The 23611-nt window shown below is 70.8% G+C and carries 18 protein-coding genes; 7 read left to right on the forward strand and 11 right to left on the reverse strand.

Features of this window, described 5'->3' with window-relative positions:
- The first annotated feature begins 230 nt into the window (after positions 1 to 230).
- On the forward strand, positions 231 to 1442 hold the full coding sequence (locus tag ACE1OC_RS15450; RefSeq protein WP_407837517.1) for a pyridoxal phosphate-dependent aminotransferase: 1212 nt from the start codon (positions 231 to 233) through the stop codon (positions 1440 to 1442).
- On the opposite strand, the gene ACE1OC_RS15455 is transcribed toward ACE1OC_RS15450, so the two are convergent.
- The gene (locus ACE1OC_RS15455; protein ID WP_407837518.1) at positions 1443 to 2084 is read right to left on the reverse strand and encodes a biliverdin-producing heme oxygenase; all 642 of its coding nucleotides are present in this window, start codon (positions 2082 to 2084) and stop codon (positions 1443 to 1445) included.
- Entirely contained in the window at positions 2081 to 3202 is a 1122-nt protein-coding gene (locus tag ACE1OC_RS15460) for a polyprenyl synthetase family protein (protein WP_407837519.1), read from the reverse strand. The genes ACE1OC_RS15455 and ACE1OC_RS15460 overlap by 4 nt, the downstream gene beginning before the upstream one ends.
- Before the next feature lie 262 nt (positions 3203 to 3464).
- Between ACE1OC_RS15460 and ACE1OC_RS15465 the strand changes: the two genes are divergently transcribed.
- Positions 3465 to 3863 (forward strand): hypothetical protein, encoded by a 399-nt coding sequence (locus tag ACE1OC_RS15465; RefSeq protein ID WP_407837520.1) that lies wholly within the window; start codon positions 3465 to 3467, stop codon positions 3861 to 3863.
- A gap of 93 nt (positions 3864 to 3956) precedes the next feature.
- Here the strand turns inward: ACE1OC_RS15465 and ACE1OC_RS15470 are convergent, their stop codons facing one another.
- Positions 3957 to 4439, reverse strand: coding sequence for a hypothetical protein (locus ACE1OC_RS15470; protein WP_407837521.1), 483 nt, complete (start codon positions 4437 to 4439; stop codon positions 3957 to 3959).
- A gap of 143 nt (positions 4440 to 4582) precedes the next feature.
- Between ACE1OC_RS15470 and ACE1OC_RS15475 the strand changes: the two genes are divergently transcribed.
- Genes ACE1OC_RS15475 through ACE1OC_RS15490 form a run of 4 tightly spaced genes read left to right on the forward strand, consistent with a single transcriptional unit; the run spans position 4583 to position 9103 of the window.
- Entirely contained in the window at positions 4583 to 5662 is a 1080-nt protein-coding gene (locus ACE1OC_RS15475; RefSeq protein WP_407837522.1) for a hypothetical protein, read from the forward strand.
- 15 nt (positions 5663 to 5677) lie between these two features.
- A complete protein-coding gene (locus ACE1OC_RS15480) occupies positions 5678 to 6871 on the forward strand; it encodes a toxic anion resistance protein (protein WP_407837523.1) in 1194 nt (397 codons plus the stop codon).
- A 5-nt stretch (positions 6872 to 6876) separates the two neighbouring features.
- Positions 6877 to 8496 (forward strand): substrate-binding and vWA domain-containing protein, encoded by a 1620-nt coding sequence (locus tag ACE1OC_RS15485; protein WP_407841570.1) that lies wholly within the window; start codon positions 6877 to 6879, stop codon positions 8494 to 8496.
- Positions 8483 to 9103 (forward strand): hypothetical protein, encoded by a 621-nt coding sequence (locus tag ACE1OC_RS15490; RefSeq protein ID WP_407837524.1) that lies wholly within the window; start codon positions 8483 to 8485, stop codon positions 9101 to 9103. Before ACE1OC_RS15485 ends, ACE1OC_RS15490 begins: the two co-directional genes overlap by 14 nt.
- An 84-nt stretch (positions 9104 to 9187) precedes the next feature.
- On the opposite strand, the gene ACE1OC_RS15495 is transcribed toward ACE1OC_RS15490, so the two are convergent.
- Entirely contained in the window at positions 9188 to 11029 is a 1842-nt protein-coding gene (locus tag ACE1OC_RS15495; RefSeq protein WP_351376901.1) for a phosphoenolpyruvate carboxykinase (GTP), read from the reverse strand.
- A 220-nt stretch (positions 11030 to 11249) separates the two neighbouring features.
- Between ACE1OC_RS15495 and trhA the strand changes: the two genes are divergently transcribed.
- Complete coding sequence (gene trhA, locus ACE1OC_RS15500; protein ID WP_274549262.1) at positions 11250 to 11936, forward strand: PAQR family membrane homeostasis protein TrhA; 687 nt, start codon at positions 11250 to 11252, stop codon at positions 11934 to 11936.
- Between the two features lie 51 nt (positions 11937 to 11987).
- On the opposite strand, the gene ACE1OC_RS15505 is transcribed toward trhA, so the two are convergent.
- The 7 genes from ACE1OC_RS15505 to ACE1OC_RS15535 all read right to left on the reverse strand — a co-directional run bounded on the left by ACE1OC_RS15505 (position 11988) and on the right by ACE1OC_RS15535 (position 23590).
- On the reverse strand, positions 11988 to 13076 hold the full coding sequence (locus tag ACE1OC_RS15505; protein WP_407837525.1) for a hypothetical protein: 1089 nt from the start codon (positions 13074 to 13076) through the stop codon (positions 11988 to 11990).
- Positions 13077 to 13172: 96 nt separating this feature from the next.
- Positions 13173 to 15590 (reverse strand): galactose oxidase-like domain-containing protein, encoded by a 2418-nt coding sequence (locus ACE1OC_RS15510; protein WP_407837526.1) that lies wholly within the window; start codon positions 15588 to 15590, stop codon positions 13173 to 13175.
- A 36-nt stretch (positions 15591 to 15626) separates the two neighbouring features.
- Positions 15627 to 16820: a glycosyltransferase gene (locus tag ACE1OC_RS15515; RefSeq protein WP_407837527.1), complete on the reverse strand. Its 1194-nt coding sequence runs from the start codon at positions 16818 to 16820 to the stop codon at positions 15627 to 15629.
- Between the two features lie 6 nt (positions 16821 to 16826).
- Positions 16827 to 18461, reverse strand: a complete 1635-nt coding sequence (locus tag ACE1OC_RS15520) for an ArnT family glycosyltransferase (protein WP_407841571.1) — start codon at positions 18459 to 18461, stop codon at positions 16827 to 16829.
- Between the two features lie 74 nt (positions 18462 to 18535).
- Positions 18536 to 19852: a glycosyltransferase gene (locus ACE1OC_RS15525; RefSeq protein WP_407837528.1), complete on the reverse strand. Its 1317-nt coding sequence runs from the start codon at positions 19850 to 19852 to the stop codon at positions 18536 to 18538.
- 291 nt (positions 19853 to 20143) lie between these two features.
- The gene (locus ACE1OC_RS15530) at positions 20144 to 22207 is read right to left on the reverse strand and encodes a thioredoxin domain-containing protein (protein ID WP_407837529.1); all 2064 of its coding nucleotides are present in this window, start codon (positions 22205 to 22207) and stop codon (positions 20144 to 20146) included.
- Between the two features lie 81 nt (positions 22208 to 22288).
- Positions 22289 to 23590, reverse strand: coding sequence for a cation:proton antiporter (locus tag ACE1OC_RS15535; protein WP_407837530.1), 1302 nt, complete (start codon positions 23588 to 23590; stop codon positions 22289 to 22291).
- Between the last annotated feature and the right edge of the window lie 21 nt (positions 23591 to 23611).

A 23611-nucleotide genomic window follows, 5' to 3' on the forward strand; every position in this document is an offset into this window, starting at 1 on the left:
CAGGCAGGCCCCCGGACCGGGCAGGGTGACGAGCGCAACACCGGTCCGGCCCCCTCCGTCGGACCCACCCATTCCGCAGGCCGGAACGGGACCGCGGCCCCGGTTTCCAAGGGTTCGCGGCGCCCGCACCCAAGCTTTGCGCGAAAGGGGACATATCGGTCTGCCGCCCACCCCTCCGCTCCGGGTCAAATAGCGGAGCGCGCCCGCATCGGGACCCGTAAGCTCCCGTCATGCAGGTGATCCAGTCAACGAAACTCGCCAATGTCTGCTACGAGATCCGCGGCCCCGTCCTCGAAGAGGCGATGCGGCTCGAAGCAGCAGGTCATCGCATCCTCAAGCTCAACACCGGCAACCCCGCGGCCTTCGGCTTCGACTGCCCGCCGGAGATCCTTGAGGACATGCTCCGCAACCTGGGCAACGCCCACGGCTACGGGGACGCGAAGGGCCTGCTCTCGGCGCGCCGTGCGGTCATGCAGCACTACCAGACCAAGGGCATCGACCTGGACGTCGAGGACATCTACATCGGCAACGGGGTCTCCGAGCTGATCCAGATGTCGATGCAGGCGCTGCTCGACGACGGCGACGAGGTGCTCGTCCCGGCGCCGGACTACCCGCTGTGGACCGCCTCCGTCAGCCTGGCCGGCGGCACCGCCGTGCACTACCGCTGCGACGAGCAGTCCGACTGGATGCCGGACCTCGCCGACATCGAGCGCAAGGTCACCGACCGGACCCGCGCGATCGTGATCATCAACCCGAACAACCCGACCGGCGCCGTCTACGACGACGAGATGCTGCGCGGGCTGACGGACATCGCCCGCCGCCACAACCTGATCGTCTGCTCGGACGAGATCTACGACCGGATCCTCTACGACGGCGCCACGCACACGAACACCGCCGCCATCGCGCCGGACCTGCTGACGCTCACCTTCAACGGGCTCTCCAAGAACTACCGCGTCGCCGGCTACCGGTCCGGGTGGATGGCGGTGTGCGGGCCCAAGAAGCACGCCTCGTCCTACATCGAGGGCCTGACGATCCTGGCCAACATGCGGCTCTGCGCCAACATGCCCTCCCAGCACGCCATCGCCACCGCCCTCGGCGGACGGCAGTCGATCAACGACCTGGTGCTGCCCGGCGGGCGGATCCTGGAGCAGCGCGACACGGCGTACGACCTGCTGACGCAGATCCCCGGCATCACCTGCGTGAAGCCCAAGGGCGCGCTGTACCTGTTCCCGAAGCTGGACCCGTCCGTCTACAAGATCAAGGACGACCGGCAGATGGTCCTCGACCTGCTCCGCGAGGAGAAGATCATGGTCGTGCACGGGACGGGCTTCAACTGGCCCGAGCCCGACCACTTCCGGATCGTGACCCTGCCCAACGCGAAGGACCTCGCCGACGCGGTCACCCGGATCGGCAACTTCCTCGACGGGTACAGCCAGCCGTAGCTACGGGGCGTCGACGAGTCCGGTGGACAGGGCCACGGAGATCGCGGCGACGTGGTGGTAGGCCCGCCCAGCGGCTGCGAGCACCCGGTCCTCCTCGCCGGGGCCGGGGAGCGCCGCGTTCAAGCGCGCCGTGAAGCGGGCCCAGCACTCGCGGTCACCGCTGGCGTAGTACGTCACGCCGTCCGTGTCGGGCAGCCCGTAGGCCTCGGCGACGTACCGGCGCAGGATCGCGCCGCCGAGCGTGGAGCCCTCCAGCACGTAGAGGAACCCGAGCAGGGCCGGCGGGTCCGAGGCCGCGGCGGCGCGGATCTCCCGCGCGAGGGCGTCCGCCGGTGCGGCCGCGGTGGACGCCGGGAACACCCCGTCCTCGGCGAAGTGCATCAGGTCGCGGTCTATGCAGGGGAGCTTGACCAGGTCCGCCGACCACACCGAGGTCACGCACGGGTCCGTGGCGCGGGAGAGTTCGCCCTCCAGCGCCTCCAGGACCCGGCGGTAGGCGGCGAGCTGGTCGACGTACCGGTCGAGCGGGAGCGTCCCGGCGAGCATCGCGACGGAGAAGGGCGTGCCCTCCAGGTCCTGGTGCCGGCCGCGGGTGCTCGCCCGGATGCGGTCGACGACCGTGTCGCAGTCCGTGGGGCTCATGCGCCTTCCCCCTTCAGGAGCGTCGCGTGCAGCCGGTCGAGGAGGTGACCCTTGCGTTCGATCGTCACGTCGAAGTAGCGGGCGCTCTGCTCGGAACGGCACACGCCGCGCACCGCCTCCATCGCCGAGCGCTTCAGCTCCACCGCCTCCGCCGCGAGGAGGAGCAGCGTGCGGCGCAGCTCCGGATGACCGAGCACGAACTCCTTCAGCCGCGCCCCCACCAGCTCGCCCGACACACGCAGGCCGGCGGGCGCGGAGTCGAGCAGTTCGAGGAGGACCCGGTTGCTGAGCTGGCCGAAGTCCTCGTGAGTGGCGCGGCCGCCGAACTCGGGCACGAAGTCGGTCAGGTCGTTGAAGAGCTGGCTGGCCAGTCCGAGGTTGCGCATGGCCTCGTCCAGGACCCGCCGCTCGTCCTCCACGACGCCCAGGGCCGCCACCGCCGCGTCCAGCGGCATCCGGAAGAGCGTGCCCGTCTTGAGCGCGGCCATCGACTCCCAGAAGGCGACCCGCTCGCCGCGGGGCGCGGCCACCAGTTCGGCGCGGGTGAGCGCGGTGCGCGTGGAGACGTCGACGGCCTGGCCCGTGAGGCCCCGGCCGACCGACTGCAGCAGGCTCCGTACGACGGCCGGGTCGGCCGCGTGCTCCAGCGCCGCGGTGATCAGCAGGGAGCCCGTGTTGAGGGCGAGCGGGATGCCGTGGGTGACGTGGAGGGCGGGCTCGCCGTAGCGGATGCCGCTGCCGTCCTGGATGTCGTCGAGGGCGACCGCGGCCTTCAGCAGGACGCGCACCGCCACGGCCGCGCGGCGGACCGCGGCCAGGTCCGCCGCGGAGTCGGCTTCCCCGGCCCGGCCGGGGAAGCCCCGGTAGTTGCGGTAGGCCCAGAACACCATCGAGGGCCGCAGCGGGGCCCGGCCCGCGGGGGCTCCGGCGGTGGGGGCCAGGGCCTGCTGGCCCGCCTTCGAGCCGACGGCGTCGGCGACCGGGGCGTACAGGGAACGCCCCAGCACCGCCTCGTACACCGATTCCGGTGCGGACGGGCCCTGCCGCGCGGGCGCGGTGGTCAAGGAGGCCAGGAAGGCCGCCAGGTCGTCCTCCAGGAGCGCCGCATCGCTCCGCACCACTGCCTCTACGCCCGATGTATCCGATGCGTCCAGCGCATGCGACGCGCCTGACGCGTCTCCGGCCCCAGCCATTCCGTCCCCCGAGCATCACACCAGCCGGCCCGCACGTTCCGTACACACGTGCACCGAAAGGAGAAGAGTGGGCGTTGCCCCCCGGCCATTGCAAGGCACATTCAAGCCGACACATGGGACCAAGATTCAGCTCAACTTTAGAACGGATCCAATGTAGGATGGTCCTCTGACCACGCAGGAGGCCCCCATGTACGAGCCGATTCGCACCAAGGCGGTCGACCCCCGCATAGGCGTCCACCGCGGCGACTACCCCCGCAGCAGCCGCGCCGAAGCCCTGGACATCCAGCTCGCCGGGCACCTCGCCGCGCTGCTCACCGTGACCGACGAGCTCGGCCTCGACGAGGCCGCCGTCGTCGTCGCCGCCCAGGTGACCCGCCTGCGCGGGGCCGAGCCCGCCCGCGCATCCCAGCGGCCCGGCCGGGAGCCCGACGCCGAGGCCGCCGCCGCGCTGCACCAGCGCGCCCACGATCTTGCCGCCCGCGCCCTGCTCGTCGCCGCGTCCCGCGCCGACACCACGGTCGCGATCCTCGCCGCCGAGCGCATGGACGCGCACGCCGCCGCGCTCGACCTCGTCGGCGCCCACTGACGGCCCCGGTCCGGGGCCGCGGAGGCTCCGGACCGGGCGCCATGCCCTGCGGGGCTTGAACGTGCAACCCCCTTCGCCGCCGCCGGGCTGGGTTCATCCAGCCTCGCCGGCGTTTGAGGCGTGGGCTCTGGGGCGGAGCCCCAGGGAACGGGCGAAGGGTGGGTCCGGGGCGAAATCCGCCGCCGCGATGCCGCACCAGGGGGTCGCGGCCGGGGGCCAGACCGGGCCGACCGCCTCGGCTCGCTCCGTCGCGGCCGGGCCGACTCCCGGGATCTTCACCAGCACCTGTGGACCCCGGTCGGCGGGACCCGGCACCGGCTGTTCGCGGAACTCCACGGTGACCACGTAAGCCCCCTGCTCCGGGAAGCCGTTCACCGCCTCGACCGAGGCCACCACGCGTCGGCTCGTCGGGTCGATCCGGCAGTCGGTGATCCGTACGTCGTCCGGCGCGGCCCCCGCCGGACGCACCGCCGGACGCCCGCCCGCCCACACGTACAGCCCCAGCGGGGCGAAGACCAGCAGTCCCGCCACGAACACCAGGGCGACCAACCAGCCCTGCCACTTCAACGCGCTCACGCCCATGGCACGATCCTCCCGGCCGCCCGCCCCGGTCACCAGCACCCGCGGGCCCACACAGCATTTCGAAGTGGGACCGCCTGGTCACCTCTCGTTCACTCAACTCCGCGCGGAATGTGGGTTTCCGCGAGCACTCTCCTCCCGTGAGACGCATCCTAGGAATCGCCCTGGCGGTCCTCCTGGTCGGCGGCGTGATAGCCGTCATCGCCATCGGAGGACAGAAGCCGGAGGGCACGGCAACGAAGACCGTGCGTGGCGTCATCGGTTCGGAGAAGTCCGAGTTCTTCCGCGACCCCGACGTCGTCAAGGCCCTTGCAGACAAGGGCTACACCGTGAAGACCGAAACCTCGGGTTCTTGGGCGATGGACCAACTCGCCCTCAAGGAATTCGACTTCGCCTTCCCCAGCAGCACGGAGCCGACCGAGGGGATCGAGGAGAAGGCGGGCGTGAAGGGCGCCCAGAGCACCAAGCCCTTCTTCTCCCCGCTCGTCGTCCTCGCCCGCTCCAACGCGGCCAAGGTGCTCAGCGAGCACGGCCTCGCGAAGACGAACGGCAAGAACACCGGCACGCTCCTCCTCGGCCCCTTCCTCAAGGCCGCCGCCGAGGACAAGAAGTGGCAGGAGCTTCAGGGCGGGACCAGCGCCTACCCGGAGCTGGCCGGCACGGTGTTCATCAAGACCACCGACCCCACCACCTCCAACTCGGGCGCGCTCTTCCTCGCCACCACCTCGAACGTCGCCAACGGCACGACCGTCGTCGCCAACGACGCCGACATCGACCGGACCGCCCCCCTGATAAAGAAGCTCATCTCCGTCCAGGGCGCCATGGAACAGAGCACGGACGGCCCCTTCCGCGCCTTCATCAGCGGCAGCGGCGAACCGCTCGTCCTCGCCTACGAGTCCCAGGTGACCAGCCTGCTCCAGCAGAAGCAGGATCCGGGCGACATGGTGGTCCTCTATCCCGACACCACCGTCAACTCCCCGCACACCTTCGTACCGATCAGCGAGAAGGCCACGGAGCTCGGCTCCCTGCTGGCCACCGACCCGAAGCTGCGCTCGCTCGTGGTCCGCCACGGGTTCCGGCCGACGGAGGGGGTGGCCGAGTTCACCACGGCCGCCGCGCCGCACACCGGGTACCTCAACTCGGGGCTGACCGGCCTCCGCCAGGTCAGCGCACCGACCGTCAAGGTCCTGATGGCGCTGGCCGCGCGCGCCAAGGAATAGGGGGAGCAGAAGAGCATGACATTGACACCGCCCGAAGACAGTCCGCTCGTCCTCACCGCCCCCGAGCCCGTGGCCCCCGTCCGGCGGGAGCAGGCCTCCGGCCTGGTACCGCTCCAGGACGGGGTGCGCGAGGAGATGGCCCGCCGGGCCGGGGAGTACGTCGGCTCGTTGGCCGGCATCGACAGCCGCTCCCCCGAGTTCGCGAACCGCATCGGGGAGATCGCCGGCCTCGGCGCCGCCGACATCCGCGGCGCCGCCCAGCAGTCCAACCGCATGCTGGACCGGGCCGTACGCTCCCTCGGCACGGACGGCGGCGGCGACGCCCAGGCCCGCGTCGCGGGCTCACTGGTCGAACTGCGCCGCACGGTGGAGGACCTGGACCCCAGCGACAGTTCGGGCAGCTCTGCGAAGGGCGTGCGCAAGCTGCTCTCCAAGCTGCCCGGCGGCAACAAGTTCCGCGACCACGTGGCCAAGTACGCCTCCTCGCAGGCCACCCTCAACCGGATCGTCGGCGCGCTGCGCGGAGGCCAGGACGAGCTGCGCCGCGACAACGCCGCCCTGCACACCGAGCGCGCCCGCCTGTGGGAGACCATGGGCAAGCTCCAGGAGTACGCGGTGCTCACCGAGGCCCTGGACACGGCCGTCGAGCAGCGGATCGCCGACCAGACCGACCCGCAGCAGGCCGACGCGCTGCGCGTGGACGTGCTCTTCCCCGTACGGCAGAAGCACCAGGACCTGCTGACCCAGCTGGCCGTCTGCGCGCAGGGGTACCTGGCGATGGACGTGGTCCGGCGCAACAACGAAGAGCTGATCAAGGGCGTCGACCGGGCCGCGACCACGACGGTGTCCGCGCTGCGGATCGCCGTGATGCTGGCGCAGGCGCTGAACACGCAGGGCGAGGTCATCAAGCAGATCGACACCCTGCGCGACACCACGGAGGGCCTGATCCGCGGCAACGCGGAGATGCTGTCCACGCAGAGCGGGGAGATCCAGCGGATCGCCGCCGACCCGGCCGTCGGTGCGGAGACGCTGCGGACGGCCTTCGCCCAGATCTACAAGACGCTCGACACCATCGACACCTTCAAGGTGCAGGCGACCGAGAACATGGCCGCCACCGTGGAGTCCCTGACCGGCGAACTCCGACACGCTTCCGCGTACCTGGCGCGCACCCGCACCGCGAGCGCCCTGGAAGGCGGCAACGACCGATGAACGCCATGAGCATCCGCAGCGCCGTGATGCGCAGACGACTCGCCGCGGCGGTGGCGCTCGCCGCCACCCTGCTCGGGGCGAGCGCGTGCGCGGAGAACTCCGACCACCCGAAGCCGAAGCAGACCGAGTACCAGGAGGGCAAGCTGCGCGTCCTGGCCTCCAGCGAGCTGTCCGACATGGACGAGGTGCTGAAGGCGGCGAAGGCCGCCACCGGGGTGGGCGTGGAGCTGACCATGTCGGGCACCCTCGACGCGGTCGAGCAGATCGCCTCCGGCAAGGCGGACGGCAAGTACGACGCCGTCTGGCTCTCCTCCAACGACTACCTGAGGCTGCGGCCCGAGGCCGCGGGCAAGCTGTCGAGCGAGACCCCGGTGATGTCCTCGCCCGTCGCCCTCGGCGTGAAGCCCGAGGCACTGGCCCGGCTCGGCTGGAAGCCCGAGTCGGTGACCTGGTCGGCGGTCCACGAGGCCGTGGCCGGCGGGAAGCTGACGTACGGGATGACCGACCCGGTGCGCTCCAACTCCGGTTACTCCGCGCTGATTTCGGTGGCCTCGGGGCTGTCCGGCGCACAGGCGGCGCTGACCGACGCCGACGTGGCGAAGGCGCAGCCGATGCTGAAGGGGTTCTTCACCGGGCAGAAGCTGACGTCCGGCTCCTCGGGCTGGCTGGCCACCGCTTACGCCCAGCGCGGGGACGTGGACGCGCTGGTGAACTACGAGTCGGTGCTGCTGTCCATGAACCGGGACGCGAAGACGAACCTGACGGTGATCCGGCCGCTCGACGGCGTGGTCACCGCCCACTACCCGCTGACCCTGCTGACCTCGGCCCCGGCCGGGGCCCGCGAGTCGGGGCGGGTGCTGACCGAGTACCTGAGCGGCGGCGAGGCGCAGAAGGCGATCACCGAGAAGACCTTCCGGCGGCCCGTCGCGGCCGGGGTGACCCCGGCGGCCGGGCTGAACCCGGACAAGCGGCGCGAGCTCCCCTTCCCCGGCACCCGGTCGGTGGCGGACGGACTGCTGGCCAGCTACGAGAACGAACTGCGCCGGCCCTCGCGGACGGTGTACGTGCTGGACACCTCGGGTTCGATGAGCGAGGAGGACCGGATCGGCCGGCTGAAGGCGGCGCTCACCGACCTGACGGGGACGGGGAGTTCGGGCACCGGGGAGCGGTTCCGGGACCGCGAGGAGGTCACGCTGCTGCCCTTCGGCGACAAGGTCAAGAAGGTTCTGACGCACACGGTCGAGCCCGGCAATCCCGGACCCGCCCTGGACGCGATCCGGGGGGACGTGAAGTCGCTGCAGCCCGACGGGGGCACGGCCATCTACAGCAGTCTCCAGGCGGCGTACCAGCAGCTCGGCAAGGGCAACGCGGACGCCTTCACCTCGATCGTGCTGATGACGGACGGCGAGAACACCGCGGGCGCCGGGGCCAAGCAGTTCGACGCCTTCTACGCGGGGCTGCCCGAGGCGCAGAAGCACACCCCTGTCTTCGCGGTGCTGTTCGGCGACTCCGACCGCAAGGAACTCGCCCACATCACCGAACTGACCGGCGGGCGGCTCTTCGACGCCACCGACGGCAACGGTTCGCTGGACGGAGCCTTCGAGGAGATCCGTGGCTATCAGTAGGCCGCTCGGCGCGCGGCTCCTGTCCTTCCTGGAGTCGAAGAAGAACCTGGCCGGCAGCGCCTGCGGGCTGGTCGGGGTGGGCCTGACCCTCACCGGGGTAGCCGGCACGTACTGGCCGGTGGTGGTCGCCGGGCTGTACGGGGCGGGCGCGCTCGTCGCCCCGCCGGACGTGGCGGCGCCGCCGGTCCCGCCGGAGCCCGCCGAGCAACTGGGCTTCGTACGGGAGGACTTCGCGCGGCTGCAGGAGTACGTCGGCGAGGTGGACCTGCCGGCGGAGCCCGCGGAGGTGCTGACCGGGCTGCTGGAGCTGTACGCGGCGATGCTGGAGCCGGGCTGGGTGGCGGGCGTCCTGGCCGCCGACCCGGAGGCGGTGCACTCGCTGACCCGGGCCATCCGCACGGACGTGCCGGAGTGCGTGGACACCTACAACCGGACCCGCTGGTGGACCCGGCTCACGGCGGGCGGCGAATCGCCCGAGCGTCACCTGGAGCGGCAGCTGACGCTGCTGCGGGAGGAAGCGGAACGCATGACGGCGGACCTCCGTGAAACGGAGGCCCGCCGTCAGCAGACGCACACGACCTATTTGGAAGGTCGCAGGGAATCCTGAGTCGGGGAATCCCGCGTCAACCCGTGGCCGGGGACAGCCGGCCGCAGGAGTTCGGTGGGGCAAGGGCCCTCGGGCCCGGCAGGATCAGCCCAGGCGCTCGACGAGCGCTTCGTACTGGTCCCACAGCTCCTTCGGCGTGTGGTCGCCGTAGGTGTTCAGGTGCGCCGGGACCAGCGAGGCCTCGTCGCGCCAGACCTCCTTGTCGACCGTGAGCAGGAACTCCAGGTCGGCGGCGGGCAGGTCCAGGCCGTCGGTGTCCAGGGAGGCGACGGTCGGCAGGATGCCGATCGGGGTCTCCACACCCTCGGCGGTGCCGTCGAGGCGCTCGACGATCCACTTCAGGACGCGGCTGTTCTCGCCGAAGCCGGGCCACACGAACTTGCCCGCGTCGTTCTTGCGGAACCAGTTCACGTAGTAGATCTTCGGAAGCTTGGACTGGTCCTTGTCCTTGGCGACGTCGACCCAGTGACCCATGTAGTCGCCCATGTTGTAGCCGCAGAACGGCAGCATGGCGAAGGGGTCGCGGCGCAGCTCGCCGACCTTGCCCTCGGCGGCGGCGGTCTTCTCGGAGGCGATGTTCGAGCCGATGAAGACGCCGTGGTTCCAGTCGAAGGACTCGGTGACCAGCGGCACGGCGGAGGCGCGGCGGCCGCCGAAGAGGATCGCGGAGATCGGGACGCCCTTGGGGTCCTCCCACTCGGCGGCGATCGTCGGGCACTGCGAGGCCGGGACGGCGAAGCGGGCGTTGGGGTGGGCCGCCGGGGTCTCAGACTCCGGGGTCCAGGCGTTGCCCTTCCAGTCGATGAGCTGGGCGGGGGCTTCCTCGGTCATGCCCTCCCACCAGACGTCGGAGCCGTCCGGGGTGAGCGCGACGTTGGTGAAGACGGTGTTCGCGTACATGGTCTTCATGGCGTTGGCGTTGGTGTGCTCGCCGGTGCCGGGGGCGACGCCGAAGAAGCCGGCCTCGGGGTTGATCGCGTAGAGGCGGCCGTCCTCGCCGAAGCGCATCCAGGCGATGTCGTCGCCGACGGTCTCCACGGTCCAGCCGGGGATCGTGGGCTCCAGCATGGCGAGGTTCGTCTTGCCGCAGGCGGAGGGGAAGGCGGCGGCGATGTACTTCGCCTCGCCGGCCGGCGGGGTGAGCTTGAGGATCAGCATGTGCTCGGCGAGCCAGCCCTCGTCGCGGGCCATGACGGACGCGATGCGCAGGGCGTAGCACTTCTTGCCGAGCAGGGCGTTGCCGCCGTAGCCCGATCCGTAGGACCAGATCTCGCGGGTCTCGGGGAAGTGCGAGATGTACTTGGTGGTGTTGCACGGCCACGGCACGTCGTCCTGGCCCTCGGCGAGCGGAGCGCCGAGGGTGTGGACGGCCTTGACGAAGAACCCGTCGGTGCCGAGCTCGTCGAGGACGGCCTGTCCCATCCGGGTCATGGTGCGCATGGCGACCGCGACGTAGGCGGAGTCGGTGATCTCGACGCCGATCGCGGAGAGCTCCGAGCCGAGGGGGCCCATGCAGAAGGGGACGACGTACATCGTGCGGCCCTTCATGGAGCCGCGGAAGATGCCGCCCTCTTCGCCCTTGCCGGCGAAGAGCTCCTTCATCTCGGAAGGGGCCTTCCAGTGGTTGGTCGGGCCCGCGTCCTCCTCCTTCTCGGAGCAGATGAAGGTCCGGTCCTCGACGCGCGCGACGTCGGAGGGGTCGGAAGCGGCGTAGTACGAGTTCGGGCGCTTGGCCGGGTCCAGCTTCTTGAAGGTGCCCTTGGAGACGAGCTCCTCGCAGAGGGCCTCGTACTCGGCCTCCGAGCCGTCACACCAGACGATGCGGTCAGGCTGGGTGAGGGCCGCAATGTCACCGACCCAGGAGATGAGCTCCTGGTGCTTGGTGGGGACGTCGGAAGTGGTGCCAGCCGCGATGTCGCGCGCCACGATCGCTCCTTGTTGAGGGGTTTGATTTGTGATTGCCCCGTGGGGGCCGCGACCCGGACGCTTCGCGCTCCGCTCATCCGGTGTCGACCGCACTCATCTGATCATCCGGTGCGTGTGCGCATATGTCCAGGGGGCCTCTCACGTGAGCATCGCCACTCCGGTCAATCTTCCGTAAAGCGCACTAACGGAAACCTACGCAACCGTAGGTAGCATGGCGGGCATGACTTCCGACGCCGCTGCCGTGGCCGCTCCGATGGTCGAAACCGCCGATCAGGAGACCAAGCCGCTCATGCGCGGCTGGCTCCACACCGGCATGTTCCCCGCCGTGGTGATCGCCGGCCTCGCCCTGATGGCCTTCACGGACTCGACCCGGGCCCGGGTCGCGTGCGGGGTGTACATCCTCACCGCGTGCCTGCTCTTCGGAGTCAGCGCCGTGTACCACCGCGGTACGTGGGGCCCGCGCGGCGAGGCGATCCTGCGGCGGCTCGACCACGCCAACATCTTCCTGATCATCGCCGGCACCTACACCCCGCTGACCGTCCTGCTGCTGCCCGACTCCACCGGGCGGACCCTGCTGTGGGCGGTCTGGATCGCGGCCGCGGCCGGCATCGCCTTCCGCGTCTTCTGGGTCGGCGCCCCGCGCTGGCTGTACACCCCCTGCTACATCGCCATGGGCTGGGCGGCGGTCTTCTTCCTCCCCGATTTCATGCGCACCGGCGGCATCGCCGTCCTGGTGCTGGTCATCGTCGGCGGCCTGCTCTACAGCGTCGGCGGCGTCATCTACGGCATGAAGCGCCCGAACCCCTCCCCGCGCTTCTTCGGCTTCCACGAGGTCTTCCACTCGCTGACCCTGGCCGCCTTCGTCGCCCACTACGTGGGCATCTCGATCGCCGCCTACCAGCACTGAGCGGTCTCCTCCGGACCGTACGGGGCAGCCGCACGGTCCGAAAGGGACGGCTCAGGGCTTGCCGTGGCCGTGGCCGTGGCCGTGGCCGTGGCCGACCGTCACGCGCCCGACCTTGTTGCCGACCAGCTCCGTGAACCACATGTTCCCGTCGGGACCCTTGGCGATGTGGAACAGCGTGTTGTCCAGGTTCGGGGTGGGCAGCGGGAACTCCGTGAGCTCGCCCCGCGGGGTGATGCGGCCGATCCGGTTGCGGTTGGACTCGGTGAACCAGATGTTTCCGTCCGGGCCCGCCGCGATGCCGAGCGGGCCGCTGTTGACGTCCGGCAGCGGGAAGCGCCGGACGTCGCCGCGCGGAGTGATCCGGCCGATCTCGTTGGCGGCGCCGCCGCCGTCGGTGAACCAGAGGTTCCCGTCCGGGCCGGCGGCGATGTTGAACGGGGCGCCGTCGGGATTCGGCAGGGAGAACTCCTTCACCTCACCGTGCGGCGTGATCCGCCCGATCTTGTTGGTGCCGATCAGGGTGAACCACAGGTTCCCGTCCGGGCCGCTGGTGATCCGGTACGGCTGGCTGTCGGGCGTCGGGAGCGGGAACTCCGTGATCCTGCCGCGGGGCGTGATGCGGCCGATCTTGTTGGCGCCGTTCTCGGTGAACCACACGCTCCCGTCCGGCCCCTTGGTGATGCCAAGGGGGAAGCTGTCCGCCTGCGGCAGCGGGAACTCGGTGACCTTGCCCTCCGGGGTGATCCGGGCGACGTGGTTGTAGCCGGGCTCGGTGAACCACAGGTTGCCGTCGGCGCCGGAGGTGATGTCGTCCGGGAACTGCTCGGGGTGGGGCAGCGGGAATTCCTTGATCTTGCCGTCCGGCGTGATCCGGCCGATCTTGTTGACCGGCGCCTGGATGGTGAACCAGACGTTCCCGTCGGGGCCGCCGGTGATGCCCACCGGGTTGGCACCCTCGGTCGGCACCGCGAACTCGACGATTCTCCCGACGGGATCGGCGTCGCCCCCACCCGTCCCGTGCTGCCCGGCGAAGGCCGGGCCGGGCACGCTGAGCAGGGTGCAGGCGAACAGGACGGCGAGGCGCCGCCACCGAACCGGAGCTCGGTGGCGGCGCGGGCGGGGCAGGGTGGTCTCGGGCATGGGCCCAAGGTAGAAGGAACGTCCTATTCCGGATGGCTTTGACGGGCTGTCAAACGGGTGCTCCTATCCCCCCTGCCCCTGCCCCTCCCCGGGTGCTCAGCAGGCGTATCCGTCACCGTCCGGGTCCAGGCGGAGCGGATCGCTGCCGTTGACCTTCAGGCGCGCCGGGTACTTGTGGGAGGCCAGCCAGTCGCAGCGGGCCTTCGTCGTCGCCTTCACCTCCGCCGGGAACCGCGTGGGCACGCACACGTTGGCCGTGCCGTAGTGCCGGTCGCAGCCGGCCACGTTCGGGGCCACCGGGGCCGAGTCCCGCTTCGCGGGGTTCTGCTTCGGGGCCGCCAGCTCGCTCGCGAAGGTGTGCTCGTGCGCGGACGGAGGCTCGGCGGTGGCCGCCAGGGCCGACGGGCCGCCCAGGTGCACCCACTTCGCGATCGACGGGATGCCGTTCGCGTCGACCGCGAAGAGCATGTACCAGCCGGGCGGGGCCAGGTTCGGGTTGCTGGTGACGTTCAGGTCGATGGTGGTGCCGTTGACGACCGTCAGCGGAAGGTCCACGAACCGCTGGTTCGGGTCCGAGGAGTGGGTGACCGCCGCCGGACGGATCAGCTCCGCCTTGGCGACCGCCCGGTTGACGGTGATCCGCTGGGTGTCCCCGTACACCCACTGGTTGTCGATCACCGAGGTGATCTGCGGGCGCGCCCCCTTGAAGAGGTACGGCGGGGTGTAGATCGACACGTTGTGGTTGTACGTGCCGTTGCCCGGGTTGTCCCCGACCGACATGACGCGGCCGTCCGGCATCAGGAACGACGCCGAGTGGTACGTCCGCGGGATCGGGTCGGTGGCCAGGCCGGCCTGGTAGGTGTTGGTGGTCGGGTCGAAGAACGAGGCCTCGTACACCGGGTCGGCCCGGTCGTGCAGCCCGCCGCCGGTCTCCAGCACCTTGCCGTCCGGCAGCAGCACCGCGGACACGAACATCTTGCCCTCGGCGCCGGTCTGCGGCCGCTTGCCCTGGCCCTGGTCGACCAGGCCCTGGGGGATGTCCGGGCCGGCCGTGTAGGCGGGGCTCGGCTTCTTCAGGTCGATGATGTCGGTGAGCCGGTTCGCGGCCGGGTTGCGCTCGTTGTTGCCGCCGCCGATGGTCAGGACCCGCTGGTCCTGTGCCGGGGGCAGCAGCACGCTCGCCGACTCGTCGCGCTCGTCCTTGTTCCGCAGGCCGGGGACGTCGGTGATGGTGTTGGCGTCGTAGTCGTAGACGGAGGCGCCGGTGCCCGGGGTGCCGTTGCCGAAGGTGTGGCTGCCCGAGTAGAAGAGCCGCCCGTCCTGCATGAGGATCATCGACGGGTACAGGCCCCAGTACGACCAGGTCTGGTTGACCTCGTTCATCGGCAGCCACTTGTTCTGCGCCGCCGAGAACTTCTCCGCGGTCACGTTGCCCGTGGAGTCCTCCTTCAGCCCGCCGAAGGAGATCACGTCACCGTTGCCGAGGATCGTCGCGGACGGGTACCAGTGCCCGCCGTTCATGTCGTTCGTCTTCGTGTACTTCTCGGTCGCCGGGTCGAAGGTGTACGAGTCCTTCAGCCCCTGGTAGCCGATCGTGCCGTCCGCCGAGGGATAGCCCTTGTTGCCGCTCATCACCAGCACCCGGCCGTCGGCCAGCTGGACGTGGCCGGAGCAGAACATGTCCACGGGCGTCGGGATCGTCTTGAACGAGCCGTTCGCCGGGTCGTAGACGGCGGAGGTGAAGGTGCCCGCGTTGAACTGGGCGATGTCGTTGCCCGAACCGGCGATCAGCAGCACCTTGCCGTTCTTCAGCACGACGGCGTGCATGGAGCGCACCGGGTTCTTGGCGGCGATCACCTCCCACTTGCCCTTCGCGCACTCCGTGGCCGTGCCCGTGCAGGTGGGCTGCGGCGGGGTGACGCCCACCTCCTCCAGCGCGTAGTCGTCGGTGGTGAGCGTGCCCACCCCGTAGACGGACAAGCCCCACACGATCTTGTCGGTGTTGGGCGGGACGGCCGGCGTACGGACCGAGGTGCGCGCCCACGCGGCACTGACCGGGGGATTCTGCAGGTCGGTCCAGTACTGCCAGCCGGCCACCGTGTCGTGGCGGAACACCGTCACGGACACGTCCGGGGTGTTCGACTTGTACCAGGCCGAGAGGTCGTACTGCTTGCCCGGCACGACCGTCGGGGCGCAGGTGCCGTTCTCGGTGACCAGGGCCTTGCGGTCGCCGTCCACCCGGCGGGTGAGCGAGACCTTCATCGCCTTGGTGCCGGAGTGCGCGTCGGCGACGGTCGCGAAGGTGAAGTCGTTGTCGCCCCAGCCGGATTTCGACCAGCAGGACGGCATGTCGGAGCCGGCCGGGCCGGCGGTCTCGAAACCGGGGTTGGTGAGCAGGTTGGGCGGTCCGGCCGTGGCCTGCTGCGGCGCGGTCAGCAGCAGGCCCGCGGTCATCGCCCCGACGGCCAGCAGGGCGGCCCGCCACCTTGCCCTGCCCCGGATCTTCCTTCGCATGGGGAGCATCCCTTCGTGCGGCTCAACTCGTGCGGGTCAACTCGTGTGCGTGCGGCCCGCCTTGCGCGGGAGGTAGACGAGCGCCTCCGTCGCCGCGAAACGCAGGACGAAGGTGGTGACCAGGGCGAGCGCGGTCGCGGACAGGACCCCGAAGCCCCATGTGCCGACGAACACCGCGATCAGCGGGATCCGCAGCAGCAGATCGGCATTGGCCAGCAGCGTGAAGCGACCGAGGCGGTCGGCCCAGTGCCGGTGCCGGCGCCGGTCGCGGAAGAGCAGGGTCTCGATGAGGAGGAAGTTCCACAGCACCCCGGCCTGGTTCGCCACCACTTCGGCGACCAGGTAGTTCATGCCGGTGTGCGTGAGCATCCACAGCGCGGCCAGGTTCGGGACGAAGCCGGAGAGCCCGATCAGCCCGAAGCCGATCATGCGGGCCAGCGGGGTCGAGGAGCGCAGCGAGGCCAGGTGGGTGAGGAAGCGCAGGCCCTCGCGGGCGGTGGACTTCGACTCCCCCGAGAAGCGGTCCTGGAAGACGAAGGGCACCTCGGCCACCCGCGCCGGCCGGCAGCGCACGGCCAGCTCCAGCAGGATCTTGTAGCCCAGCGGCTTCAGCGCCTCCTCGGTGACCGCCGAGCGGCGCATCGCGAAGAACCCGCTCATCGGGTCGCTGATCCCGCGCAGGGCGCGCGGGAAGAGCCCCTTGGTCAGCCATGTCGCTCCGCGCGAGACGGCGATCCGGTAGTTGCCGGCGAGCCCGGCCCGGCTGCCCCCGGCGATGTAGCGGGAGGCCACGACCAGGTCGGCGCCGGTGCGCGCCCCCTCCCCGACGAGCTCGGGGACCAGGTGGGGCGGGTGCTGGAGGTCGGCGTCCATGACGACGATCCAGTCGGTGTCCGCCCGGCCGATCCCCTCCACGACGGCCCCGCCGAGTCCGCCGTCGGGGCTCTCGCGGTGCAGGACCTCCACCGGGAAGGCGCAGTCCAGGGCAGCCTTCTCGATGACGGCCGGGGTGTCGTCCGTGGAGTCGTCGACGAACAGCACCGACACGGGCAGGTGAGCGGGGAGCGCGGCGGCCAGCCTGCTCAGCAACTCGTCGATGTTTCCGGACTCGTTGAAGGTCGGGATGATGAGGGTGACGCTGCCCGGGGCGGGCGCCTCGTCGGCGGCCTCCGGCAGGTGCGGGGCGCTCGGTGCGTGCAGGGCGTGCGGGGCCCACAGGTCTTCGCTCATTCCGGATCAACTCCCGTTGACGGTGCGGGACGTGGCCGTGGGATCGGTGCTGTCCGTACGCCGGATCTCGATGCGGTCCTCGCCCTCGCCGAAGACGGCGACCGGCGTCGAATGCTCCAGCGCGGCCTTCACGTTGGGCAGTTGCGCCGCGTCGCGCCGGACGGTGGGCGAGGAGACCACGTAGTCGATGTCCCGCCAGCCGCCCGGCAGGGTCTTGGTGACCGCCGGGTCCAGGTCGGCCTTGTAGAACCAGATGGCGCCGAGCCCCGGGTCGAACCCGTGGTGTACGGCGTCCAGCCACAGCGCGTCGTCGACCAGCACCCGGGTCGTGGCGGGCTCGCGCACCTCGCGCCCGAGCCAGGCCGCGGCCTGCCGGTACGGGGCGTTCGCGTCGACCGTGAGCGCCGTGCGGTTGCCGTCGTACCAGCGCGGCAGGAGGTACAGGGCGGCCGAGGCGGCCAGGACGCCGATCAGCGCCCACCGCCCGTAGGCCAGGGAGCGCCGCTCCCCCGGCGCGCGGCGGCGGCGCAGCACGGCGTGAGTGACGCTGGCCGCGCCCCCGGCGAGGACCAGCGCCAGGAACGGCAGCGCCTGGATCACGTACATCGCCGGGAGGTAGCCGGAGGGGCGCAGCGCGACGAGGCCGAGGATGACCACGGCCAGCGCCGGGCCGGCGAGCGCCCGGGCCGTGACCGACCAGCGGATGGTGACGAGGAGCAGCACCGCGCCGGCCAGACCGCCGAGCGGCAGCACGGTGTCGTAGTACAGCCAGGACTCGAAGACCCCGTGCGAGCCGGAGCCGGGGTCGAGGATGAAGCCGGAGCCTTCCCGGCCCATCTGGTAGACGATCCCGCCGATGAGGGAGACGTGGCCGGAGCCGGGCAGCAGCTCGGCGTTGAGCAGCGCGTACAGGGGGTACGTGACCCCGATGAGCACGCAGGCGGTGACGGCTCCGGTGACGGCGAACTTGCGGGTGTCCCGGTGGCTGTGGCGCCACATCGTCACCAGCAGCGCCGGGAGCACCACCAGCATCGTCTCCTTCGTCAGCACGGCGGTGGCGGCCGCCAGGCCGGAGGCGAAGTGGTGCCACAGGTGGCGACTGGGGGACGCGGCGAGGCAGAAGGCCAGCAGCATCCACATCACGGCGATGTTGTCGAGGAAGATCTCCCGCTGGAGCACGACGGAGAGCGGGGAGAGCCCGAACAGGCCCATGGCGAGACCGGCCGCCCAGCGCGGCAGCCAGAGCCGGCGCGCGAGCACGTACAGCAGGACCGCGCTGGCGGCGGACACGGCGAGCATCGAGAACCGCATCGGTGCGACGGTCATCGACTCGGGCACGAACAGGGACGGCAGGTACGTCAGGCCCGCTATCTGGATCCAGCCGAGCGGGGGATGGTCGTACCAGTAGGTGTAGTGGGCCAGGCCCTTGCCCTGCTGGACGGCCCAGGCCTGCGCGAGGTAGGTGCCCTCGTCGTCGCTGAGGGTCGGGAAGTTCGTGATGTTCCAGCCCTGCACGAGGAGGATCGCCAGCAGCAGCGCACCGCAGAGCAGCAGGTCGGGCCGGGAGGAGCGGAAGCGGACGAGCGGCCGGGCCGGCGCGGTCGGGCGGACCCCGAGGCCGCCGGTGCGCTGGCGCGGGATGAGGGCGGCATCGGCGGCGGAGTCGGTGGCTGTCGAACCGGGCGCGGGCTCAGTGGCCGTGGGCAGGGTGGCGGTCACCGCTGGCTGTCCTCTCGGGTGAGGGTCTTCGGGCTGCTCGGGCTGCTCGGACGGCTCGGGACGTCGCCGGACGGGGTCGCGAGGTGGGCTCCGGTGTGGCTCGTGAGCTCCCACTCGTTGCGTCCGCGCTGCTCGCGCCAGACCGCGCGGATCGCGGCGCCGGCCAGCATCACCTGGTAGAACGGGCCGCCGACCACGAGCTTGACGTAGTGCACGAAGCGCACCCGCATCCCGTACTGGCGGCCGAAGTCGTGCAGGCCGACCACTTCGAAGACGAAGGTCACCATCGCCGTGATCATCGGCAGGAAGGTGACGATCGCGACGCCGACGGGCACGTCGAGGAAGACGGCGACGGCGAAGTTCACCGGGATGATCACCCCGGAGGTGGCCTGCATGAACGGGGTCATGAGCGTGTAGCGGGCCAGCCACCGCTGGCCGCGGCCGGGCAGCTGCTGCCAGTCCTTCTTGCGGTAGACCTGGAGGAAGCCCTGGTTCCAGCGGGTGCGCTGCTTGAGCAGGCTCACCAGGGACCCCGGGGTCTCCTCGCGGGTCACCATGTCGGAGTCGTAGGCGACGACGACCTTCTTGCCGACGGAGGACAGCCGCACGCCCAGGTCGCAGTCCTCGGCGAGGCAGTTCGGGTCCCAGCCGCCGGCCTCGCGCAGGACCTCGGTGCGCACGAAGACGGTGTTGCCGCCGAGCGGGATGAAGCCCTTCTCGGCGTGCAGGTGCAGTCGGGAGCGGAACCAGAAGAAGTACTCCAGGCAGTTGCGCAGGCTGTACCAGCTGGAGTGGAAGTTGATGAGCTGGACCCCGCCCTGGACCACGTCGGCGTCGGTGGCGCGGAAGGCGTGGTCCACGTGGGACAGCAGCTCGGGATGGACCTGGTCCTCGGCGTCGAAGACCCCGACGATGTCGCCCCGGCAGTGCGGGAGGGCGGTGTTGAGGGCCTTCGGCTTGTTCTTGACCTCGTGGTGGTCGGTGACGACGCGTACGAGACCGGGCGCACGGGCGGCGGCCCGCTCGGCCACCTCCGCGGTCCCGGGGTCGTCGTGGCCGACGATCACGATGATCTCGTAGTCGCGGTGGCTCGATTCCAGGAGCCGTTCGATGGTGTGCTCCAGGACCGCCTGCTCGTGGCGGGCGGGCAGCAGCAGGGAGAAGGCCAGCCGGCCGCCGCCGTCGGGGCGGTCGAAGCGGGTCGAGGCGAGCGTCTCGGGCGTCCGCCACGCGTGCATCTGCCACCAGAGCGTGAACGCCGCCATCCAGAAGAGCGCGAGCGATACCACACAAATGAACACGGATATGAACAAAGCGTCCCCCACAGACATGCCGCAACCCCAGGCGGCGATCCCCAAACCCCCCGGGGGACGGGCGTGTACGGCAGGCTCCCCAGCCCGCCGTCCTCGCTCGCCCCCGATTCCCCCCTGTGCGCAACCCCCGGTGCGCGTTACCCCGGCGCACCCTGGCGCCGAGAGTGACCGATCAGTGACTCCGAAGTCATGAGACTAGGCAGCGAACATGACGCGCAGGCGCTTTCGAGATAAAAACCACGTTGCCGAACTGACCTTGAATCAAACGGAATTGACGCTACTCCATTGCTTTCAGGGATGAATCGTACCCAACTGGTCGGCCAGCTCGACCGGATCGGTCGTAGGCCGCGCGCAGACGAAATGTCGACAGACATACGCCGTCGGGAGGTCGTGCACCAGCGTGCGCTCAGCCAGAAGGGGGAACTCCCCACCACTGCCGTCCGCCGCCCCCGGCAGACCCGTCGCCACGACCGCCCCGGGAGCCGTCCCCAGCAACGCGACCCGGTGCAGCTCCGCCCGCGCCGGATCCTCCGGATGACCCACCACGGCGACCTCGCGCGGCCCGTCGACCAGCGCCTCGGCGACCGCCAGCCCGTGCCCGATGAACCGCGGAGCGCGCGGCCCGAGCGCGTGCACCACGGCCAGCGCCCGCTCGGCCGCCGTACGGTGCGCCTGCGATCCGGTGTGTGCGGCGTACGAGAGCAGCGCGCCGGCGGCGGCCGTCCAGCCCGAGGGGGCCGCGGTGTCGGTCGGGTCCTGCGGGCGCCTGATCAGCTGCTCCGCGTCGTGCGCGGTGTCGTACAGCGAGCCGTCCTCGGCGGTGAACCGGTCCAGGACCAGATCGACGAGGAACCCGGCGAATTCCAGCCAGACCCCTTCGCCGGTGACGGCAGCCAGCGCCAGGAACCCCTCGGCGACGTCCCCGTAGTCCTCCAGCACCCCGGCGTTGACCCCGACGACCCCGTCCCGGCTCGTCCGCGCGAGCCGGGCCCGGCCGGCTGCCGCGTCGAAGTGCACCCGCACGAGCAGATCGGCGGCCTCCGTGGCCCGCTCGACCAGGTCGGGCCGGTCGAAGAAGGCCCCGCACTCGGCGAGGGCCGCGATGGCCAGCCCGTTCCAGGCGGCGACGATCTTGTCGTCCCGGCCGGGCGCCGGCCGCTCCTGCCGCGCGGCGAGCAGCCGCTCCTTGAACCCGGCGAGCCGCTCGTCCCCGATGTCCGGGCCCTGCAGGGGCAGTTGGAGGACCGACATCCCGTGCTCGAAGGTCCCCTCCTCGGTCACCCCGAAGCAGGCGGCGGCCAGGTCCCCGTCCTCCTCCCCCAGCACCTCGCGCAACTGGGCGGGAGTCCAGGCGTAGTAGACGCCCTCCACGTGCTTGCCGGTCTGCGGGTCCTCGCTGTCGGCGTCCAGCGCGGAGGCGAAGCCGCCCTCGTGGGTGCGCAGTTCGCGCACCATGAAGTCGGCGGTCTCCAGGGCGACCCGTCGCGCCAGCTCGTCCCCGGTGCTGCGCCAGAGGTGGGCGTATGCCCGGCAGAGCAGCGCATTGTCGTAGAGCATCTTCTCGAAGTGCGGAACGACCCAGTCCCGGTCCACGGAGTACCGCGCGAACCCGCCCCCGAGCTGGTCGTAGATCCCGCCCCGCGCCATGGCCCCGCACGTATCGGCCGCCATCTGCAGCGCCCCCTCGGACCCGGTCCGGGCGTGGTGGCGCAGCAGGAACTCCAGCACCATGGACGGCGGGAACTTCGGCGCCCCGCCGAATCCGCCGCGCGTGGCGTCGTACTCCCGCACCAGCCCGAGCAGCGCCTGCGCGAGCTCCTCGGGCCCGGGGGTGCCGGCCTTCCCGTAGTCGAGCTGCCGCCCCGCGAGGTCCCGTACGATCCGCTGCGCGACCTCCGCCACCTCCTCGGGCCGTCCGACCCACGCGGTGCGCACGCCTTCGAGCACCTGCATGAAGGAGGGCATCCCGTGCCGGGGCTCGGGCGGGAAGTAGGTCCCGAAGTAGAAGGGCTCGGCGTCGGCCGTCAGGAACACGGTCATGGGCCACCCGCCCTGCCCGGTGGCGGCCTGCACGGCCTCCATGTAGACGGCGTCGATGTCGGGCCGCTCCTCGCGGTCGACCTTGACGTTGACGAAGTGCTCGTTCATGTAGGCCGCGGCCAGCTCGTCCTCGAAGGACTCGTGGGCCATGACGTGGCACCAGTGGCAGCTCGAATAGCCGACGCTGAGCATCACCGGCACCCCGCGCTCCCGTGCCTCCGCGAAGGCCTCCGGGGACCAGGGCCACCAGTCGACGGGGTTGTCGGCGTGCTGGAGCAGATACGGCGAGGTCTCGTTCGCGAGGCGGTTCGGCATGGTCCCATCCTCCCGTACGGATCTCCGCGGGCCGCTCTGCCCTCCGCTCTTCGTGCCGGTCGTGTCCTTCGCAGGCCGGCCTCAGCGGGCCACGGCCCGTCCCCCCTGCTTCAGGGGAAGGGAGCGCCGCTGGGCGGCGATGCGGTCGATCAGCGTGAGTGCGGGCGCCGTCAGCACCGTGGTGACCAGCGTCATCACCACCAGCATGGCGAACACGGTGGGCGTGATGATCCCCAGTTCCAGTCCGACGCCGAGCACCACGAGCTCGGTCAGCCCCCGGCAGTTCATGAGCGCGCCGAGGGAGAGCGCCTCCTGCCAGCCGAGCCCGGTCACCCGGGCCGCACCCGTGCTGCCGGCCCACTTGGTGACGGTCGCCACGGCGACGATGACGGCGCACCAGCCCCACAGGCCCGGCTCCGCGCCGATCAGCCGGAAGTCGGTCTTCAGTCCGGAGTAGGTGAAGAACAGCGGCAGGAGGAGCACCACGGTGAAGCCGCGCATCAGCTCCACGGCCGCCGCCTGGGCCGCACCGCGCGGAACGACGGCGCCGAACAGGAAGGCTCCGAAGATCGGGTGGATGCCGATCCAGTCCGTGGCGAACGACGACAGCAGGATTCCGGTGAGGAGCAGGGGCAGGACGGTGATGCCCTCGCCCAGCCGGTCCGCGTGACGCTCGGCCAGCCGGGCCAGCAGGGGGCGCAGCCCGTACATCATCCCGAAGATGAACACGGCGGTCAGGGCGACGGTGACGGCCACCCCGGTCAGGGAGGTGTCGTGACCCAGGGCCGTCGCCAGGGCGAGCAGGCACCAGGCGGTGATGTCGTCGACGGCGGCGCACGTGAGGGCGAGTGCCCCGACGGGGGTGCGGTCCATCTTCCGGTCCGTGAGGATCCGTGCGAGCACCGGGAAGGCGGTGATGCTCATCGACAGGGCCATGAAGAGCGCGAACGCCGGGAACCCGATGCCGGTGTCGGCGAAGCGCCCGTACATCGCCACCGCGAGGAGGATCCCGCCGGCCATGGGCACGGCCACGCTCACGTTGCTGACCAGGGCCGCGACCTTGCCGCGGCTGCGGACCTGCGCCACGTTCAGCTCGTATCCGACGAGGAACATGAAGAGGACCAGGCCGACCTGGGCCAGTGAGTTGATCACGGGCAGCAGGTTCGCGGGGAAGAGCCACCGCTGTCCCTCGGGCCAGACGGCTCCGAGGAGGGAGGGGCCCAGGGCGATACCGGTCATGATCTCGCCTATGACCGGGGGCTGCCCCAGCCGCCTGCAGAGGTGGCCTGCGGCGCGGCAGGCGACCATGATCAGGGCGATCATCAGGAAGAGGTGGGAGAGGGGAGATACAGCGGGTAGATCGAGTGCGAGCTCAGCCGGCATGGGCGTGGCCTCCGTTCTGTG

The organism is Streptomyces stoeckheimensis (assembly GCF_045822005.1).
Taxonomy (GTDB): Bacteria; Actinomycetota; Actinomycetes; order Streptomycetales; family Streptomycetaceae; genus Streptomyces; species Streptomyces stoeckheimensis.

Excerpts from the sequence above, each read along its gene's own strand:
- ACE1OC_RS15450 (WP_407837517.1), top strand. The coding sequence starts at position 231 with ATGCAGGTGATCCAGTCAACGAAACTCGCCAATGTCTGCTACGAGATC.
- ACE1OC_RS15455 (WP_407837518.1), bottom strand. The coding sequence starts at position 2,084 with ATGAGCCCCACGGACTGCGACACGGTCGTCGACCGCATCCGGGCGAGC.
- ACE1OC_RS15465 (WP_407837520.1), top strand. The coding sequence starts at position 3,465 with ATGTACGAGCCGATTCGCACCAAGGCGGTCGACCCCCGCATAGGCGTC.
- ACE1OC_RS15480 (WP_407837523.1), top strand. The coding sequence starts at position 5,678 with ATGACATTGACACCGCCCGAAGACAGTCCGCTCGTCCTCACCGCCCCC.
- ACE1OC_RS15485 (WP_407841570.1), top strand. The coding sequence starts at position 6,877 with ATGAGCATCCGCAGCGCCGTGATGCGCAGACGACTCGCCGCGGCGGTG.
- trhA (WP_274549262.1), top strand. The coding sequence starts at position 11,250 with ATGACTTCCGACGCCGCTGCCGTGGCCGCTCCGATGGTCGAAACCGCC.
- ACE1OC_RS15505 (WP_407837525.1), bottom strand. The coding sequence starts at position 13,076 with ATGCCCGAGACCACCCTGCCCCGCCCGCGCCGCCACCGAGCTCCGGTT.
- ACE1OC_RS15510 (WP_407837526.1), bottom strand. The coding sequence starts at position 15,590 with ATGCGAAGGAAGATCCGGGGCAGGGCAAGGTGGCGGGCCGCCCTGCTG.
- ACE1OC_RS15515 (WP_407837527.1), bottom strand. The coding sequence starts at position 16,820 with ATGAGCGAAGACCTGTGGGCCCCGCACGCCCTGCACGCACCGAGCGCC.
- ACE1OC_RS15530 (WP_407837529.1), bottom strand. The coding sequence starts at position 22,207 with ATGCCGAACCGCCTCGCGAACGAGACCTCGCCGTATCTGCTCCAGCAC.
- ACE1OC_RS15535 (WP_407837530.1), bottom strand. The coding sequence starts at position 23,590 with ATGCCGGCTGAGCTCGCACTCGATCTACCCGCTGTATCTCCCCTCTCC.